The 16466-nt window shown below is 69.3% G+C and carries 6 protein-coding genes; all 6 read left to right on the top strand.

What is annotated here, in order from left to right; genetic code table 11:
- The first annotated feature begins 23 nt into the window (after window positions 1–23).
- The 6 genes from V1Y59_RS03570 to V1Y59_RS03545 all read left to right on the top strand — a co-directional run bounded on the left by V1Y59_RS03570 (window position 24) and on the right by V1Y59_RS03545 (window position 16354).
- A complete protein-coding gene (locus V1Y59_RS03570; RefSeq protein WP_330503458.1) occupies window positions 24–815 on the top strand; it encodes a thioesterase II family protein in 792 nt (263 codons plus the stop codon).
- Window positions 812–2167, top strand: coding sequence for a beta-ketoacyl [acyl carrier protein] synthase domain-containing protein (locus V1Y59_RS03565; RefSeq protein ID WP_330503457.1), 1356 nt, complete (start codon window positions 812–814; stop codon window positions 2165–2167). The genes V1Y59_RS03570 and V1Y59_RS03565 overlap by 4 nt, the downstream gene beginning before the upstream one ends.
- Window positions 2168–2234: 67 nt before the next feature.
- Window positions 2235–5396 (top strand): nocobactin polyketide synthase NbtC, encoded by a 3162-nt coding sequence (gene nbtC, locus V1Y59_RS03560; protein ID WP_330503456.1) that lies wholly within the window; start codon window positions 2235–2237, stop codon window positions 5394–5396.
- A 65-nt stretch (window positions 5397–5461) separates the two neighbouring features.
- Window positions 5462–6406, top strand: a complete 945-nt coding sequence (locus V1Y59_RS03555; RefSeq protein ID WP_330503455.1) for an MTB12 C-terminal domain-containing protein — start codon at window positions 5462–5464, stop codon at window positions 6404–6406.
- Window positions 6407–6410: 4 nt separating this feature from the next.
- Window positions 6411–11792 (top strand): amino acid adenylation domain-containing protein, encoded by a 5382-nt coding sequence (locus V1Y59_RS03550; RefSeq protein ID WP_330503454.1) that lies wholly within the window; start codon window positions 6411–6413, stop codon window positions 11790–11792.
- Window positions 11789–16354: an amino acid adenylation domain-containing protein gene (locus V1Y59_RS03545; protein WP_330503453.1), complete on the top strand. Its 4566-nt coding sequence runs from the start codon at window positions 11789–11791 to the stop codon at window positions 16352–16354. The genes V1Y59_RS03550 and V1Y59_RS03545 overlap by 4 nt, the downstream gene beginning before the upstream one ends.
- Window positions 16355–16466 lie beyond the last annotated feature (112 nt).

The following is a 16466-nucleotide window of genomic DNA, read 5'->3' as shown; positions in this document are numbered from 1 at the left end:
GCTAACCCACCCAGGAAGGCGCCATGACGCAGCACCAGACCGCCCGACCCGCCCTCGGCGCGCTCCGCCAGTTCCATCAGCCGCTGCGGCCCAACCTGCCGCCCCTGCTGATCTTCCCGCACGCCGGTGCCGGCGCATCCGCCTACCGGTCGGCCTCGGAACTGTTCAGCCGCGAGTTCACCGTCCTGATCATGCAGTACCCGGGCCGGCAGGACCGCATGCGCGAACCCGCCGCGACCACCCTGCCGGACCTCGCCGCCGAAGCGCACGCCGCGTATCTCGAACGACCCGACGCGCAGACTGCGCCGCTGACCGTGTTCGGCCACAGCCTGGGTGCGATCGTCGCGTTCGAGTTCGCCCGGCGCGCCGAGGTGTCCGGGCCACCGCTGACCGGTCTGGTGGTCTCGTCGGCCACCGCGCCCAGCAAGGTCATCGACCTGCCGCCGCATCCCACCGACGACGAAGGGCTGATGGCCCACCTGTCCGCGCTGTCCGGGACCAGTGACAGCGTGATGGGCAGCGAAGCCGTGATGCGGATGGCGCTGCCCGTGCTGCGCGCCGACTATCAGGCGTTCGACGCCTACCGCACCACCGACGTCGACCGGATCGCCGCCCCCATCACGGTTCTCGGTGGCGTCGACGACCCGGTGATCCGACCGCACGACCTGCACACCTGGTCCGCCCACTCCGACGACGTCTCCGTCAGCGTGCTCGACGGCGGACACTTCTACCTCGAGACCGCAGGCCCCGACATCCTCGAGGTGCTCACCGAGACGCGGGACGCGGCCGGCACCCACCGGGCGGCCGGCCGATGAGCACCACCACTGCCATCACCGCCACTGGGCCCGTCGTCATCGCCGGCATGGCGGTGGAGGCCCCCGGCGGCATCGAGACGCCGGAAGACTTCTTCGCCGCGCTGGCGGGCGGTGTCGAACTCGTCGAACCCTTTCCGCGCGACCGGGACTGGCCGGTCGACCAGGTGCTCGCCCTCGGCGCGCTCGACGGCTGGGGTGACGTGCCCGACGCCGGCGGATTCCTGCACGGCGCAGCGGAATTCGACCCACTGTTCTTCGGTGTCAGCCCTCGTGAAGCGGTCGCGATGGATCCTCAGCAGCGCGTCGCGATGCGTGTGGCGTGGCGGGCATTGGAGAACACCGGCATCGACCCGACGACACTGCGTGACCAAGAGGTGGGCGTCTACATGGGCGCCTCCATCGCCGAATACGGGCCGCGCGCCGCCGCCGTCAACGACTACTCGGGGCACCGCGTCGCCGGCACCGCGCTGGGCGCAGTGGCCGGCCGGATCTCCCATGTGCTCGGCACCGTCGGACCATCCATGACCGTGGACACCGCGTGCGCGTCGTCGCTGACCGCACTACACCTGGCCGCCAACGCAATCCGCACCGGCGAATGCGACTGGGCGCTCGCCGGCGGTGCGTGTGTGATGGGCTCGCCCGGCGCGTTCTTCGAGTTCGCGAAGAACAACGGGCTGTCCGCCGACGGCCACTGCAAGTCCTACAGCTCCGCCGCCACCGGCACCCTGTGGGGCGAAGGTGTCGGCGTGGTGATCGTGGAGCCCGAAGAGCGGGCCCGCCGCCTCGGCCACCACATCTACGGCACGGTGCTCGGCACCCGGGTCAATCACAACGGTGGCGGCGGTCCGATCGTCGTGCCGAACGCTCGGGCCCAACAACGTCTCGTCGAACGCACCATCGCCGCAGCCGGCGTCAGCCCCGCCGACATCGACGTCATCGAGGGTCACGGAACCGGCACCCCGCTCGGTGATCCGATGGAACTCGAGGCGCTGCAGAACACCTACGGTGCGTCCCGTTCGCCGGACCGGCCGGTGCTGCTGGGATCGGTGAAATCCAATGCGGGACATGCGCAGGCTGCGGCAGGCATCCTGGGACTCATCAAGGTGCTGCTCTGCGGGCGGCACGGCCAGACGGTGCCCAGCCTCTACGCCGACACACCCACCGACGCTCTGGACTGGGATCGCGGCGCGCTGGCGTTGTCAACCGAACTCCGCGCCTGGGAACCCCGCGACGACGGACAGCGATACGCCGCGGTGTCCAGCTTCGGGGTGTCCGGAACCAACGCACACGCCATCGTCGCCATGCCCGCGACAGAGGTTTCCGGCGCGGAGAGTGAGGCCGTCAGTGTCTGATTCACACCTGGCTGATCCGCACCTGTCTGATTCACACCTGCCTGATTCACACCTGTCTGATCCACACATGCCCGGACCCCGCCTTCCCGACGGCCGGGTGCCGGTACTGGTGTCATCCGACGCCGCCGAACTTGTGCCCGCCGAAGCGGCCGCGCTGGGTGGCTATCTGCGCGCCCATCCGGAGGTGTCGCCGACGGGGGTGGCCGCTCACCTCCTCCGGACCCGACCTGCGCGCCGCCACCGCGCGCTCGTCCTGGCCACCGGCCGCGACCAACTCATCGATGCGCTCGACGCCCTCGCCGACGACCGCGCACACCCCGATGTCGTCCGAGGCGCCGTAGCCGCGACCCGCCGCCGCATCGCCTACACCTTTCCCGGACAGGGCGGCCAGCGACCGGGGATGGGTCGCGGGTATTACGCACTGTCGGAACACTATCGACGTGCCGTGGACGAATGCCATGAAGAGTCGATGCGGCTGTTCGGCACCTCGCCGCGCGACTACGTGCTCGGCGACGTCGCCGCCGACGACCCGTCCGCCGCCGATGTCCGCGTGGTCCAGCCGGCCTTGTTCATGCAGATGCTCGGGCTGACCGCGATGTGGGATGCGGCGGGCGCGACCCCGGCGTTGACGGTCGGGCACTCACAGGGCGAGATCGCAGCATGTCATCGCAGTGGCGCGATGACCCTGGCGGATTCGTTGCTCATCGTCACCATCCGCGCGCGTCTGGTCCACGAACACTCGCCACGCGGTCACACCATGGCGGTCGTCGGGATCGACGTCGACGAATGTGAGGACATGCTGGCCCGCCACTCGGGGTGGGCGCAACTGTCGGTCGTCAACTCCGCACACATCCTCTGCATCTCCGGGAAACGCGATGACGTCCTCGACATGGTCGAAAACCTCACCGCCCAGGGAAGATTCGCCAAGGAGATCCGCGTCGAATATCCCGCCCACACCAGTTACGTCAGCGAGTACCAGCCCCTGTTCATCGACGCCCTCGGCACGTCGCTGCAGAACCCGCACATGCTGCCCGGAACCATCCCGTCCGTGGGAGCCACCCTCGGAGCCGCCACCGATCCCTCGATGTCGCTGGCCGACTACTGGTTCTGGAACCTGCGCAACCGCGTCCGCTTCGACAAGGCGATCGCCGACTCCGCGACCCGCCACGACGCGGACTTCTTCGTCGAGATGTCCGAGCACCCGACGCTGCTGCTGGCGATCGGGGAGACCCTCGCCGAGGTCGGCGACGCCAGCACCGTTGCGCGACAGGTGATAGGCACCTCGCGGCGCGATGCCGACGGCCTCGCCGAGTTCACCCGCAACGTCGCCGCGGTGGCGGTGGCCGACACCGGTTTCCGATGGGAGGCGTTGGCCGGGAAGGTCGATGGGCCCCCGCCGCTGCCGCTCGAAGGATTCCCCAACACGCTGATGCGACGCGTACACCTGTGGGCGGACCGGGAATCCGGTGTCGGCGAGGACGTCAACTCGCCGGAGTGGGCTGCCCGTCATGCCGGTTCGGCAGTCCGGCGACTGCAGATCGAGTGGCGACCGTTGAAGCGGCGGAAACTGCTGCAGCCGAGGCGGATCGCCATCATCGACCCGACCGGTCAGGCCGCTGGACCCGCTGCCGAGATCGCCGCGGCGGCCGCCGACCAGGGCGCGGTCGCCGAAGTCGTCGGCTCGCTCGACTCTCCCGGCCTCGACGTCGACACCGTGCTCCTGCTCGTCGGGACGACGGGGACGAAACCCGATGCGGTCACCGAACACCTCACCGCGATCCTGGCCGACGGGCGATGGCGCGCCGGATCGGCACGGTTGCCCGAGCAGTTCTGGTGGCTGACCGTCGGCGGCGAACGGGTGACCGCCGACGACCCGCCGCCCGACACCGTGCACGGCGCCATCACCTCCGCGCTGCGTTGCGCGGCCACCGAACACCCCGCGGTCCGGTTCCGCCATCTCGACCTGGACGCCAGGTCACCCGAGTCGGCCGACAGTTCCGCCGCAGCCGTCATGTCTGCGCTGCACGTCGCAGACGAACCCGAGATGGCACTGCGCGGCGGCACCGTGTTCGTCAAGCGGCTGGCCCCTGTCGAGGCCCCGGCGGATGCGGCGAGCCCGGACCTCTCCCACGTCCTGATCACCGGCGGAACCGGCAAACTCGGCATGGAGTTCTGCGAGCATCTCGCTGCGGCCGGCGCCGGCCGCATCACGCTGCTCAGCCGGTCCGGCGGCTCGGCCGACGTGCGGCGTCGTGCCGATGCGGTCGCTCGCCGCCACGGCGTCGACGTCGACGCCATCGCCTGCGACATCACCGACGAGGCGGCGATCGACGACCTCGTCGGCACCGTGACGGTGCCGGTGAGCCTGATCGTGCACACCGCGATGAACTATGTGTCGGCGGCGCTCGACGACGTCACCGCCGATCAGATCGACACCGCGATCGCAGCGAAGGTCGCCGGCCTGCGGCACATCGTCCGGGCGGCACCCCGCGCCGACGACTTCTCCGTCCTGATCTGCTCGTCTGTCGCCGCGACGCTCGGCGGTCGAGACCAGGCGCTCTATGCCCTCGCGAACCGGATGACCGACAACATGGCCGCCGAGCTCCGCGTAGACGGCGTCCGCGCCGCGTCGGTGCAGTGGGGCCTGTGGCGTGTCCAAGGGCCCCTCGACGACACCGCGCTGTCCCGGGTCGCGGGTGCCGGGGTGATCCCGATGGCGCCGTCGTCGGCGATAGCCGCCGGGCTCGGGACGGCAATCCCGGGCATGAACAGCAGCCTCGGGGCGGAGACGATCGTCATGTCGGCTGACTGGACGCAGCTGCGTGACCTGTTGAGGGTTCTGGGAGCCGAGCAGATCCTCGCGGAGGTCCCTGACGAGTGGACGGCCGCACCGGTCCCGGTTGCCGACCCCGAACCGGAGACCGTGCCGAGCCCTGCGGAGCCACAGCACGCCGGCGACCCCGAGCCGCAGGTCAGGCCACAGAACCCGGCCTCGTCGTCGGCCCCCGGCGATGTGCTGAGGGCCGAGCTCGCCGCGGCCATGGGGCTCTCGGACGGCGACGTCGACCTCGATCCCGATCTGCCACTGGTCGCGCTGGGATTGGACTCCCTGCAGGCCCTCGACCTCCGCAAACGAGTGCAGACAACGCTCGGTCGGGACCTGCCGGTCGAGGCGATCCTCGGCGGTGCCAGCCTGCGCGAGGTCATCGACCTGATGGGCACGGACTGACCGGCACGGCAAATCCAGTAAGGTCAGGCTAAATGACGGACGGGTCACAGTGAGGGGAGCGCACCATGCCGTCTGAGTTCGACGATACCGACACCGGGCCGATCGGTGCCCAAGCCTACTCGGCCGCGCCCGATCAGTCGCCTGCGCCATCGGGGGGCGACGATTCCGCATCGACCCCGGCCGACGCGAACGACGGCGAGGGCGGTGGCGGAGTCAACTGGCCCACAGTGCTGGTGTCCGGGGGCGTCGCCGCGATCATCTCCGCGCTCGTTGTCACCATCGGTGTGGTGGGCCTGTTGCTGTCCGACATCGGCCAGGAGTCGAGCGCTTCGTCGGCGCAGCCGACCGTGGTGAATCTCGGTTCGGCGCAGGGACAGGTTCCGCAAGCGCCCGGTTCCGCCGTGCCGTCAGCGGGTGTCCCGCCGGCCGCCGGCGCGGCCGACCCGGCGATGCCGCCCGGCCCGAAGGGTGGTGGCGACGCCCTCGGCGAGCCCATCGGTCCGCCCGGCGAAGGAAGCAGCGCCGACCTCCCGTCCGGTGGCGGTGCTTCCGGCGGAGGACTCGCGCCCGGCGCGGTCCCAGAAGCCGCACCCGGTGCTCCTCAACAGCAGGCACCGCAACAGCAGGCGCCCCAAACGTCGCAGACCCAGAGCGGATCGCGCTCGGCCCCGACCGTGGGACAGCTCCAGAGCGACCTCGACTACCTGGTCGGCGGCGCACCCAACGGACAGAAGGCGCAGCGCCTCGAAGGCGGGCAGCGTGCGGTCAACCAGGCGCAGCCGGTGATCATGCTGCTGCAGCGGTTCAAGCCGCTCGGCTTCGAGTTCACGGTCGTCGGACCGGTCACGGTGAACGGCAACACCGCGAAGGCCACCCTGGAGCTGCGCTCGCCCGGCTATCAGCCGGCCCGGATGCCGGTGTACTGGGTGTGGCAGGACGGCCGATGGAAGCTGTCCAACCGGTCGATCTGCGACATCGGGTCGTACGCGCAGATCCCGTGCAGCCTCTGACGGCATGACCGACGACCTCGCACGACGCAAAGAGCTGCTTCGCCGCCGACTCGAGGCCGACGGACTGACCGGCGCCCGCCCGGAGCCACCCGCGGCACAACGGCCCGACGGCGCCACCAGCTCGCTGTCGGCAGCCCAACGTCGTCTCTGGTTCGTGTCGCACCGCGACGCCGCCGACACCACCCTGAACGTCGGCGTCGCCTACCGTCTCGCCGGACCGCTCGACGTCGAACTGCTCCATGCCGCGTTCACCTCCGTCGTCGGTCGTCACGAGATTCTGCGCGCCACCTACGAGATGGGTCCCGACGGCGTGCCCCGCATACGCCACCACGACTCCACCGATTTCCCATGGCACACCGATGACGTCTCCGATCTCACCGGCAGTCGCCTGGACCGGCGACTCAAGGTGCTCGCCCGACGCGAGTTCGGCACACCGTTCGACCTCTCGACGCAGCCGCCGATCCGGGTGCTGGTGGTCCGCACCGCCGAGGCGGAGCACGTACTGATGCTCACCGTCCACCACATCGCCTGGGACGACGAGTCGTGGCCGATCCTGTTCCGCGAGATCGGTCATTCCTATCGCGGCGACGCGACCCCGCTGCCGGTTCTCACCCGGCACTACGTCGACCTACCCGGCGTGGCAGCAGTCGATGTGGACACCGCCGACGTGGACACCGACCTCGAGTACTGGCGTGCCGAACTGTCGCCGCTGCCCGAACCGCTCGGCCTACCCGCGGCAACCGGGAGCGGGCGCCGCACCAGCGAGCGGCTCACCCGGTCACTGCCCGGCGAGGTGACCGCACACATCGAGCGTGTCGCGCGCGCGGCCGCGGTGAGCCCGTTCACGGTGTATGCCGCCGCACTCGACGCGTTGATCCACCGGCTGACCGGCGCAACCGATTTCACCGTCGCCGTGCCCGTGACCCACCGCCCGGCCGGCGCCGCCGACCTGATCGGCTACTTCGGCAACACCATCCTGCCCCGCACCCGCGTGGCCACCACCGACAGCTTCGATGATCTGATTGCCGCCGCCGGTCGACGGCTGACGGCCGGACTCGCACGCCAGACCGCGCCGATCGACACCGTTGTCGGGGCACTCAACCCGCCGCGAAGCGGTGGTGACGATGCACTCGGCCGCCTGGTGGAGGTCAGCCTCAGCGCCCGCAGCAGTGTCGGCGAGTTCGCGCTGCCCGGCCTCACCACCACCCACCTCGAGGAACTCGGCACCCCGAACGGACAACTGCCACTCGAATTCAGCATCGTCGCCGGCGATCCCGCCCAGCTCGAGATCGAGTACGACACCGCACAGTTCGGTCCCGACCTCGCCGCAGACATCGCCGACGGATACGTACACCTCCTCGGACGGATGCTCGCCGAACCCCGACGGCCGGTGCGCGATCACGACCTGCTCACCGCGGACCGACGCAGCGCGGTCGTGACGGCCTCGGCCGGACATTCGGCACCGGTCCCACCGACCACGGTCGTCGACCTGTTCGCGACCGCCGTCGCTCAGCGACCGGACCATGAAGCCATCGCCGCCGACGATCTCACGCTCACCTACGCTCAACTCGATGAGCGGTCGAACCGCCTGGCGCACTGGCTGATCCGTGAAGGCGCCGGCCCCGACGACGTGGTCGGGCTTCGCGTCGGCGCCACCATCGGCTTCGTGGTCGCGGCTCTCGCGGTCCTCAAGTCGGGTGCCGCCTACCTGCCCATCGACCCCGACTATCCGGCGGATCGAACCGAATTCCTCATCGCCGACGCCCGGCCCCGCCTGGTGCTCGACGCCGACGACCTCCAGGCCGCCGAGGATGCGGCGGCAACCCTGTCCGCCGCGACGCCCACCGACGTGGATCGCCGTGCCCCGCTGCGACCCTCGAACCTCGCGTACGTCATCTACACATCTGGGTCGACCGGCACACCGAAGGGTGTCGCGGTCGCACACGACGCCATCGCCGACCACCTGTTCGGCTTCGGGGCCGGTGAGATCCTCGGCCGCGACGACCGGTTGGTGCAGACGTCGTCGGTGAGTTTCGACGCCTCCATGTTCGAGATCTTCGCCACCCTCTCGGTCGGCGCCACCCTCGTCATACCGAAACTCCGCGCGGTACATGACATCTCGTACATGGCGGACCTGTTGGTGCGGCAACGGGTCACCGTCATGCACATGGTTCCGACACTGCTGTCGAGCCTGCTGATGGTGCCCGAGGTCAAACAGTGGACCATGCTCCGCACCGTCCCGGTGGGCGGTGAAGCCTTCTCCGGTGAGGTCGCCGACGCGTTCACCACCACTTTCGATGCGTCGCTGTCCAACAACTACGGGCCCACCGAGGCGGTCGTCGCCGCCACCCACTTCCCGATCACCACGCCGCAGGGCAACTCGGTGGTGCCGATCGGCACCCCGAACACCAACGTCACCGCCTACCTCCTCGACCCGGGCCTCCACCTGGTCCCGGACGGCATCGTCGGCGAGATCTATCTCGGCGGAACACAACTCGCACGCGGATACCGCGGGCGCCCGGTCCTCACCGCCACCCGCTTCATCGCCGACCCGTTCACCCCCGGCGGCCGGCTGTACCGCACCGGCGACCTGGCCCTGCGCAACGCCGCCGGCAACCTGGAGTTCGTGGGCCGCGCCGACGAGCAGGTCAAGGTCCGCGGCTACCGCATCGAACTCGGCGAGGTGGAAGCCGGCCTGACCGACCACCCCGACGTCGCGCATGCGGTGGTCATCGTGGAGGCCGGCGACAGCGGTGCCCGACTGCTCGGCTACGTCATACCCGAATCGCATGCCAGGTCGACGATCGACATGGCCGCCGTCACCCGCCATGCCCGCACGCGTCTGCCTGAGTACATGGTCCCGTCCGGTTTGGCCGTGATCGATGAGGTCCCGCTGACCACGCACGGGAAGCTCGATCGTGACGCCCTGCCCATCATCACCAGCGTGGCCGCCGGCACGAGTCCGGAGTCCGACCGCGCACCGCGGACCCCGACCGAGAAACGGATCGCCACGGTCTATGCGGAACTGTTCGGCCGCGACGACATCACCGCCGGATCGTCGTTCTTCGACCTCGGCGGCCATTCACTGTTGGCCGCACGACTCGTCACCACGCTGACCACCGAGTTCGGCATCGACGTGGATGTGCGGCTGCCGCTGGACAATCCGAGCGTCGCCGATCTCGCTGCCGCGGTGAACGCCGCCGTCGTTGAAGAGTTCGGCCTGGATCTGGACGACCTGGGGGATCTGGATGATCTGGGGGATCTCGACGAGCCGGGCGACGCCGTCGACCCCCCTGCACCTACCGTCGGTTCCGCCCGACCGCCGCTGCGCCACGAGGACCCGCCGGACCCGATTCCGTTGTCGTTCTCGCAGTTGGCGATGTGGTTCCAGCACCGGTTCGAAGGTCCCGGCGCCGCCGGCAACATCCCGCTCGCCCTGCGTATCGACGGCCCCCTCGACATCACAGCGCTCCGATCGGCGCTCACCGACGTCGTTACGCGGCACGAGTCACTGCGTACCACCTTCGTCGAGCAGGACGGCCTCCCGACCGCGCGGATCGCCCCGGCCGCCGACATCGACCTACCAACAGTCGACGTCGATGGCGCCGATGCCCTGGCAGCCGCGCTCGCCACGTCACGAGGTCATGTGTTCGATCTCGCCACGGGGCCGCTACTGCAGCCGACCTTGTTGCGGGAGAACGACACCCGGCATGTGCTGTCCCTGGTCGTCCATCACATGGTGATCGATCACTGGTCGACCGATGTCGTACTCGACGACCTGGTAACCGCCTACCGATCACGCACCGCGGGGGCGACGCCGGACCTTCCCGCCCCCACACTCACCTACACCGACTACGCCCTCTGGCAGCACCGTGTCTTCCCGGTGACCGTCGAGAGTGGCGATGCCACCGCCGACGAGTTCGCGCAGTTCGGCCGACGCCAGATCGACCACTGGCGTTCCGTGCTCGACGGTCAGCCCGACGAGATCACCGTGGCCACCGACCGGCCGCGGCCACAGGCGCTGAGCAAGCGCGGAGTGCTGGCCGACCTCACGGTGCCCGCCGATGCGCGGCGGCGCCTGCGTGCCGTCGCCGACGAGTGCGGCGCCACCGAGTTCATGATGGTGACCGCGGCGCTCACGGCGGTGATGTCACGCCTCGGTGGCGGTGACGACATCGCCATCGGCACTCCCGTCGCGGGCCGTCTCGATCCCGGTACCGAGAACCTCGTCGGCCTCCTCGCGAACATGGTTGCGCTGCGGATCCGAACCGACGGCGATCCCACCGTTCGTGACCTCGTCCGGCGGTGCCGCGACACCGTGCTCGACGCTTTCGGCCATCAGGACGTGCCGATCGAACGACTCGTCGAAGCGCTGAACCCGCGCCGAACCCGCTCGCGTAACCCGCTGTTCCAGAGCATGATCCATTTCCGAAATCGCGATCGCAACGTCGACGGACGGCCTCTCGGGGAGCCGACTCCCCACAGCCCGGACACGTCCATCTCGCTGTTGCCGGTGGAACAGGACACGTCGTTCCTCGACCTGAACGTCATCCTCACCGTCACCGCCGACGGTGGTTACGACGGACGGGTTGTCGGAAGCGCAGATCTCTACGAGCAGAGCACCATCGACGGAATCGCCGCGACGTTGACCGCGATGATCGACGCCATGGCTGCCGGCGCCGACACGCGTATGGGTGCGATTGCGCTCCCGCCGCTACCCGGCGTCGTCACCCCCGACCAACACCACGACGATCCCACCGGACTTGCCACGATCATCACGCGCGAACGTCCGCACCGTGTTCATGCGTCTCCCCGAACACTGGCGGCGCTCCCACACACCGGCATCACCGACCTCGACGCGGTCCGCGAGTGGGTGGCCACCGAACCGAACGCCGCCCCGACCCTCGCGGAAACCCTGGCAGCCCTCGCACCCGGATCGCGGTTCACCGACCCGTTCGCCGACGCGGCGCCGACGCCGACCGTCATGGCGATGGCGACCGCAGGAGGCGGCGCGCAGACCCCCACCGAAGAACGGCTCATCGCGATCCTGTCGGACCTGCTCGGCATCGACGGCCTCGGACGCGACGACAACTTCTTCGCCGTCGGCGGGGACAGTGTCATCTCGATCCAGTGGGCAGCCCGAGCCGCCGCGGAGGGTTTACCGCTGGCGCCGGCCCAGATCTTCGACTACTACACCATCGCCGAACTCGCTGCTGCAGTAGATGATTCGAACGGTACGGGGTCGAACGGTACAGGGTCGAACGGTACAGGGGCGAACGGCTCAGGGGCGAACGCCGAGCCTGCCGACGCCGCACCGATGAGTACCTCGGGGCTCAGCGATGACATGCTCCAATCTCTCGGAGCGGCCTGGAAATCACAGCAGTGAGCGCCGCGCCCGAGATCGAGGATGTTCTCGCCCTCAGTCCGCTGCAGCACGGGCTGTTCACCCTCTCGGAGATGTCCGACGACGGCTTCGACGTCTACTCGATGCAGTTCGTGGTGGAGATCACCGGCCCGCTCGACGTCGACCGGCTGCATCGGAGCGTCGACGCGCTCGTCGACCGACACCCCAACCTACGGGTGTCGCTGTGGGACAAGGACCTTCCGAAGCCCGTGCAGATCGTGCCAAGTCGGGTGGAGGTGCCCTGGGGGGAGCTCCGCGCCACCGCCGCACAGTTCGACGAGCTGGCCACCGCCGAACGCGCCCGCCGGTTCGACCTGCGTCGCGGGCCGTCGATCCGGGTGAAGCTCGTCGATCTCGACGGCCGATGGCGACTGCTGGTCACCGCACATCACATCCTGATGGACGGATGGTCGATCGCGCTGTTCTTCTCCGAACTGCTCACGATCTACACCGCGGGCGCTTCCAGCGCGACATTGCCGCCGGTTCGGCCGTACCGCAACTACATCGCGTGGTTGGCCGCGCAGGACGTCGACGCGGCCCGCGCACGTTGGGTGGACCACCTCGCGGGGGTCGAGCCGTTGATGCTCGGCGAAGCGGGGACGACGATCACCGAGCCTGTGCGCACACGCCACAGCCTGCCGGTCGCCGACACCGAACGTCTGATCACGTGGGCCAGATCGGCGGGCCTGACCGTCAACACCGTCGTCCAGTACGCGTGGGCCACCGTGCTCGGGAGGCTCACCGATCGAGACGACGTGGTGTTCGGCACCACCATCTCCGGGCGGCCACAAGACCTGGCGGGCGCCGACGAGATGATCGGCCTGTTCATCAACACCGTCCCGGCACGCGTCCGACTCACCGCGGCTCCCGGCGCACCCGACACCGTGCGAGCGAACTGCGCTGCCCTGCAACGCACGTCCAGCGAGATGCGCGACCACGGCTACCTCGGTCTGTCGGACATCCAACGGGCCTCCGGACATTCAGCTCTGTTCGACACCCTCTTCGTGTTCGAGAACGCCCCGATCGGGTCGGCCACCGAGCCCGTCTCCGCGCCCGACGGCACCCGCTTCCTGCCGCTCGCCATGGAGAGCTTGGCGCACTACCCGCTCACCGTGGTCGCCTATGTGCTCGACGGCGAACTCGTCATCATCACCGAGGCGATCGACGGTGCGCTCGGCGATCTCCGCCCGGCCGAGATCGCGGCACGGCTGCTGCGGGTGCTCGAACAACTGCCCACAGCCGGTGACGGTCCCGCAGACGCTCTCGACGTGCTGCTGCCGGCCGAGCATGCACTGATCGACCGGACAGCCATGCGGCAGGCCGAAGCCGCAGACCTCGCGCCATCGGTGATCGCGGCGTTCCTCGATCAGGCGCGCCGGACCCCGGAGGCGCCCGCTCTCGTCGATGCGACACAGACATTCGGCTACGCAGAGCTCGCCGCACGTTCCGCCCGGCTCGCCGGCGAACTCCGCGACCTCGGCGTCGGACCCGAGTCGGTGGTCGCGATCGCGCTGCCGCGATCGGCGGATTCGGTCATCACCATCCTGGCCGCGATGCTCGCCGGCGGCGCATACGTCCCGGTCGACGTCGCATTGCCAGATCAGCGGATCGCCAACATGCTCGAGCAGTCCGCCACACGGGTCGTCGTGACCGACCTGGCCAACGTGCCGCGGTTCCAGACCGACGGCAGGGTAGCTGCGGTGGTCCTCGACGACATGGCGACGGCCGAGAGGATCGCCGCCCGCCCCGGTGAATTCACACCGCCGGCACTCTGGCCGGAGAGCGCCGCGTATGTGATCTTCACGTCGGGGTCGACGGGAGAACCCAAGGGCGTCATCGGAACCCATGGGGCATTGGTGAGCTACTGCCGCGACCACCGTGATCACATGCTCAACCCGGCGCGGCAGCGGCTCGGCCGGCCGCTGCGGGTGGCGCACGCCTGGACATTCAGTTTCGATGCATCGTGGCAGCCGCTGGCGGCGCTCCTCGACGGCCACGCGGTGCACCTGTTCGGGGAGGACGAGATGCGCGACGCCGGCCGCCTCGTCGCCGGACTCGCCGACCGCGCCATCGACATGATCGACACGACACCGTCGATGTTCGGTCAGCTCGCCGCGGCCGGGCTGGTCGGCGACGATGGCGTCGGCCACGCTCATCTGTCCGTACTGGCGCTCGGTGGTGAGGCGATCGGCCCCGCGCTCTGGCAGCAGTTGAGCGAGCTACCCGGCACCACCGCACACAACTGCTACGGCCCGACCGAGACCACGGTGGAAGCGGTGGTTGCGCGGATACCGGACTCACCCGTGCCCACGATCGGTTCACCCACCGACCGCACGGCCGCCTATATCCTCGACTCCCATCTGCGTCAGGTGCCCACCGGAATCGCCGGGGAGTTGTATCTCTCTGGTGCGCAGGTCACCCGCGGCTACACAGGCAAGGCGGCGATGACCGCCGGACGCTTCGTGGCCGACCCGTTCGCCGTCGGGGAACGGATGTATCGCACAGGAGATCTGGTGCGCCGCAACGAACGTGGCGACATCATCTTCGTCGGTCGCCGCGACGACCAGGTGAAGATCCGCGGCTACCGCATCGAGACCGGCGAGATCGAGGCGGCGCTGCGGCGGCTGCCCGGGGTTCGGGCGGCCGCTGTGGTGGTGGTCGACCGTACGGCCGGTCCGGCGCTCGTCGGCTTCGCTGCCGGTACCGAACTCGACGCGCGCCGGGTGCGCTCGGAGTTGGGCGAACTGCTGCCCGCTCACATGGTGCCCACCCGGATCGTCACGCTGCCGGTGTTGCCGATGAACAGCAACGGCAAGGTGGACAGCCGTGCCCTGGCCCAGTCTGCGGCGCAGGCGCTGCAGGCACGCGCCGGCGCGGACACCGCCGATCTGACCCCCACCGGCCGCGTGGTGTCGTCGGTGATCGCTGCGGTCTTGGGGAGTACCCCGGCGGCCGACGAGGACTTCTTCGACCTCGGCCTCGACAGCATCGTTGCCATGGCCGCGGTGCACGCACTGCGCGAGCACGACCTGACCGCGACTCCGCGGATGGTGCTGGCGCATCCCACGGTCGCCGACCTCGCGGATGCCATCGACCGCCACGTCGATGAACCCGACGCCACCCGCGCAGGTCCCGGCATCGTGCCCGCCCTGCCCATCGTCGAATGGCTCGACGAGTACGGCAACGATCGACGATTCACCCAGACCGTGCTGTTCGCGTTGCCGTCTGGCCTCGCCGACGACGACCTGCGTTCGGTCTTGCAGGCCCTCATCGACGGCCACGACATGCTGCGGGCCACGCGTACCGCCACGGGTGTCGTCACCCGTGACGAGAGAACCGTTGACGCCGCAACGGTTCTCCACTCGATGCCGAGCGCTGATCTGCCCGCGACCATCACCACCGCTGCTCGACGCGCGAACGACGCCGTCGACCCCGATCAGGGGCGGATGCTGGCCGCGGTTCGATTGAACCGACCAGGCGCGCAGGACATCCTGCTGCTCGCGATCCATCACCTGGCCGTCGACGCGGTCAGTTGGCAGATCATCTTCGGAGACCTCGCGGGCGCCGGTGCGGCTCTGGCCGCCGGTACACCGCCGACGATCGACGCCGAGCGCACCGACTACCGGTACTGGTGCGCCGAGATGCGTAGTCGCGCCGATCGCCCGGAGGTGTCGGCACAACTCGACCACTGGGTCTCGCAGGTGTCCGCACCCGACGGCCCGATCGGTGTGCGCATGCCGGACCCGGCCGTCGACACCTGGTCGTCGTTGCGGTCCGCGGTCACCCTGACGCCGGTCGACATCACCGGGACCATTCTCGGCTCGCTGGACAAACGCATCGGCATGCGCGAATTCCTGCTGGCCGCATTGACCGTGACGATCGCCGGATGGCGGCGGGAACGCGGCGACGATCCGGCTCAGGGCGCCTACGTGGCGCTCGAAGGGCACGGACGCGACGACGAACTGGCCGGCCCGTCCGTGGACACGACCCGAACCCTCGGATGGTTCACCACCGTCTATCCGGTCCGGCTCGGCGTCGGACACGATCTCGACCCCACGGAGGCCGCCGGAGATCGGGCCGCCGCCGCCCGTCTGCTCGACGACGTCGCCACCGATCTCTCCACGATCCCCGGCAGCGGAATCGATTTCGGCATCCTGAAGTATGTCCGCGGTGTCGACGAACTGGTCGATGCGCGCGAACCGCAGATCGAGTTCAACTATCTCGGCCGCTTCGATCTGCACGGTGCTGATCCGCGCAGTGGTGGGGATTCGAGCAGTGGTGGCGTTCCGTGGCAGCCCTGGAGTCCGATCACCGACCTCGAGCTCAACGATCGACTCCCCACCGATCCGGAACCCGATCTGCCACTTCGATACACACTCGACGTGGTGGCCGTGGTGCGCGCCACCGAGGACGGTCCGCAACTCGTCGCCAACTGGCGCTACGGCGAGGGTCTGCTCACCGCGGCAGAGGCCGAGCGACTCACCGAGCTGTGGCAGCTGTCGGTCTCCGCGTTGGCGTCGGCGGTCGCCGGCCAAGCCAGCTGATCGAGCCCGCTGATCGAGTGACCGCGATGTCGTCGCGCCCGTCGCGACGTCCGTTCACTCGATCAGCAGACTTGTTCACACTGTTGAGTTGTCAAGGTACAGATGCGGTCCC

The sequence above is a fragment of the Gordonia prachuapensis genome, assembly GCF_036350515.1.
Lineage (GTDB): Bacteria > Actinomycetota > Actinomycetes > Mycobacteriales > Mycobacteriaceae > Gordonia > Gordonia prachuapensis.
The sequence above is the reverse complement of the archived record's forward strand: the minus strand, read 5'-3'. Positions and strand labels throughout refer to the sequence as shown.

Coding starts and splice junctions, on each gene's coding strand:
- V1Y59_RS03570 (WP_330503458.1), top strand. CDS start 24: ATGACGCAGCACCAGACCGCCCGACCCGCCCTCGGCGCGCTCCGCCAG.
- V1Y59_RS03565 (WP_330503457.1), top strand. CDS start 812: ATGAGCACCACCACTGCCATCACCGCCACTGGGCCCGTCGTCATCGCC.
- nbtC (WP_330503456.1), top strand. CDS start 2,235: ATGCCCGGACCCCGCCTTCCCGACGGCCGGGTGCCGGTACTGGTGTCA.
- V1Y59_RS03555 (WP_330503455.1), top strand. CDS start 5,462: ATGCCGTCTGAGTTCGACGATACCGACACCGGGCCGATCGGTGCCCAA.
- V1Y59_RS03550 (WP_330503454.1), top strand. CDS start 6,411: ATGACCGACGACCTCGCACGACGCAAAGAGCTGCTTCGCCGCCGACTC.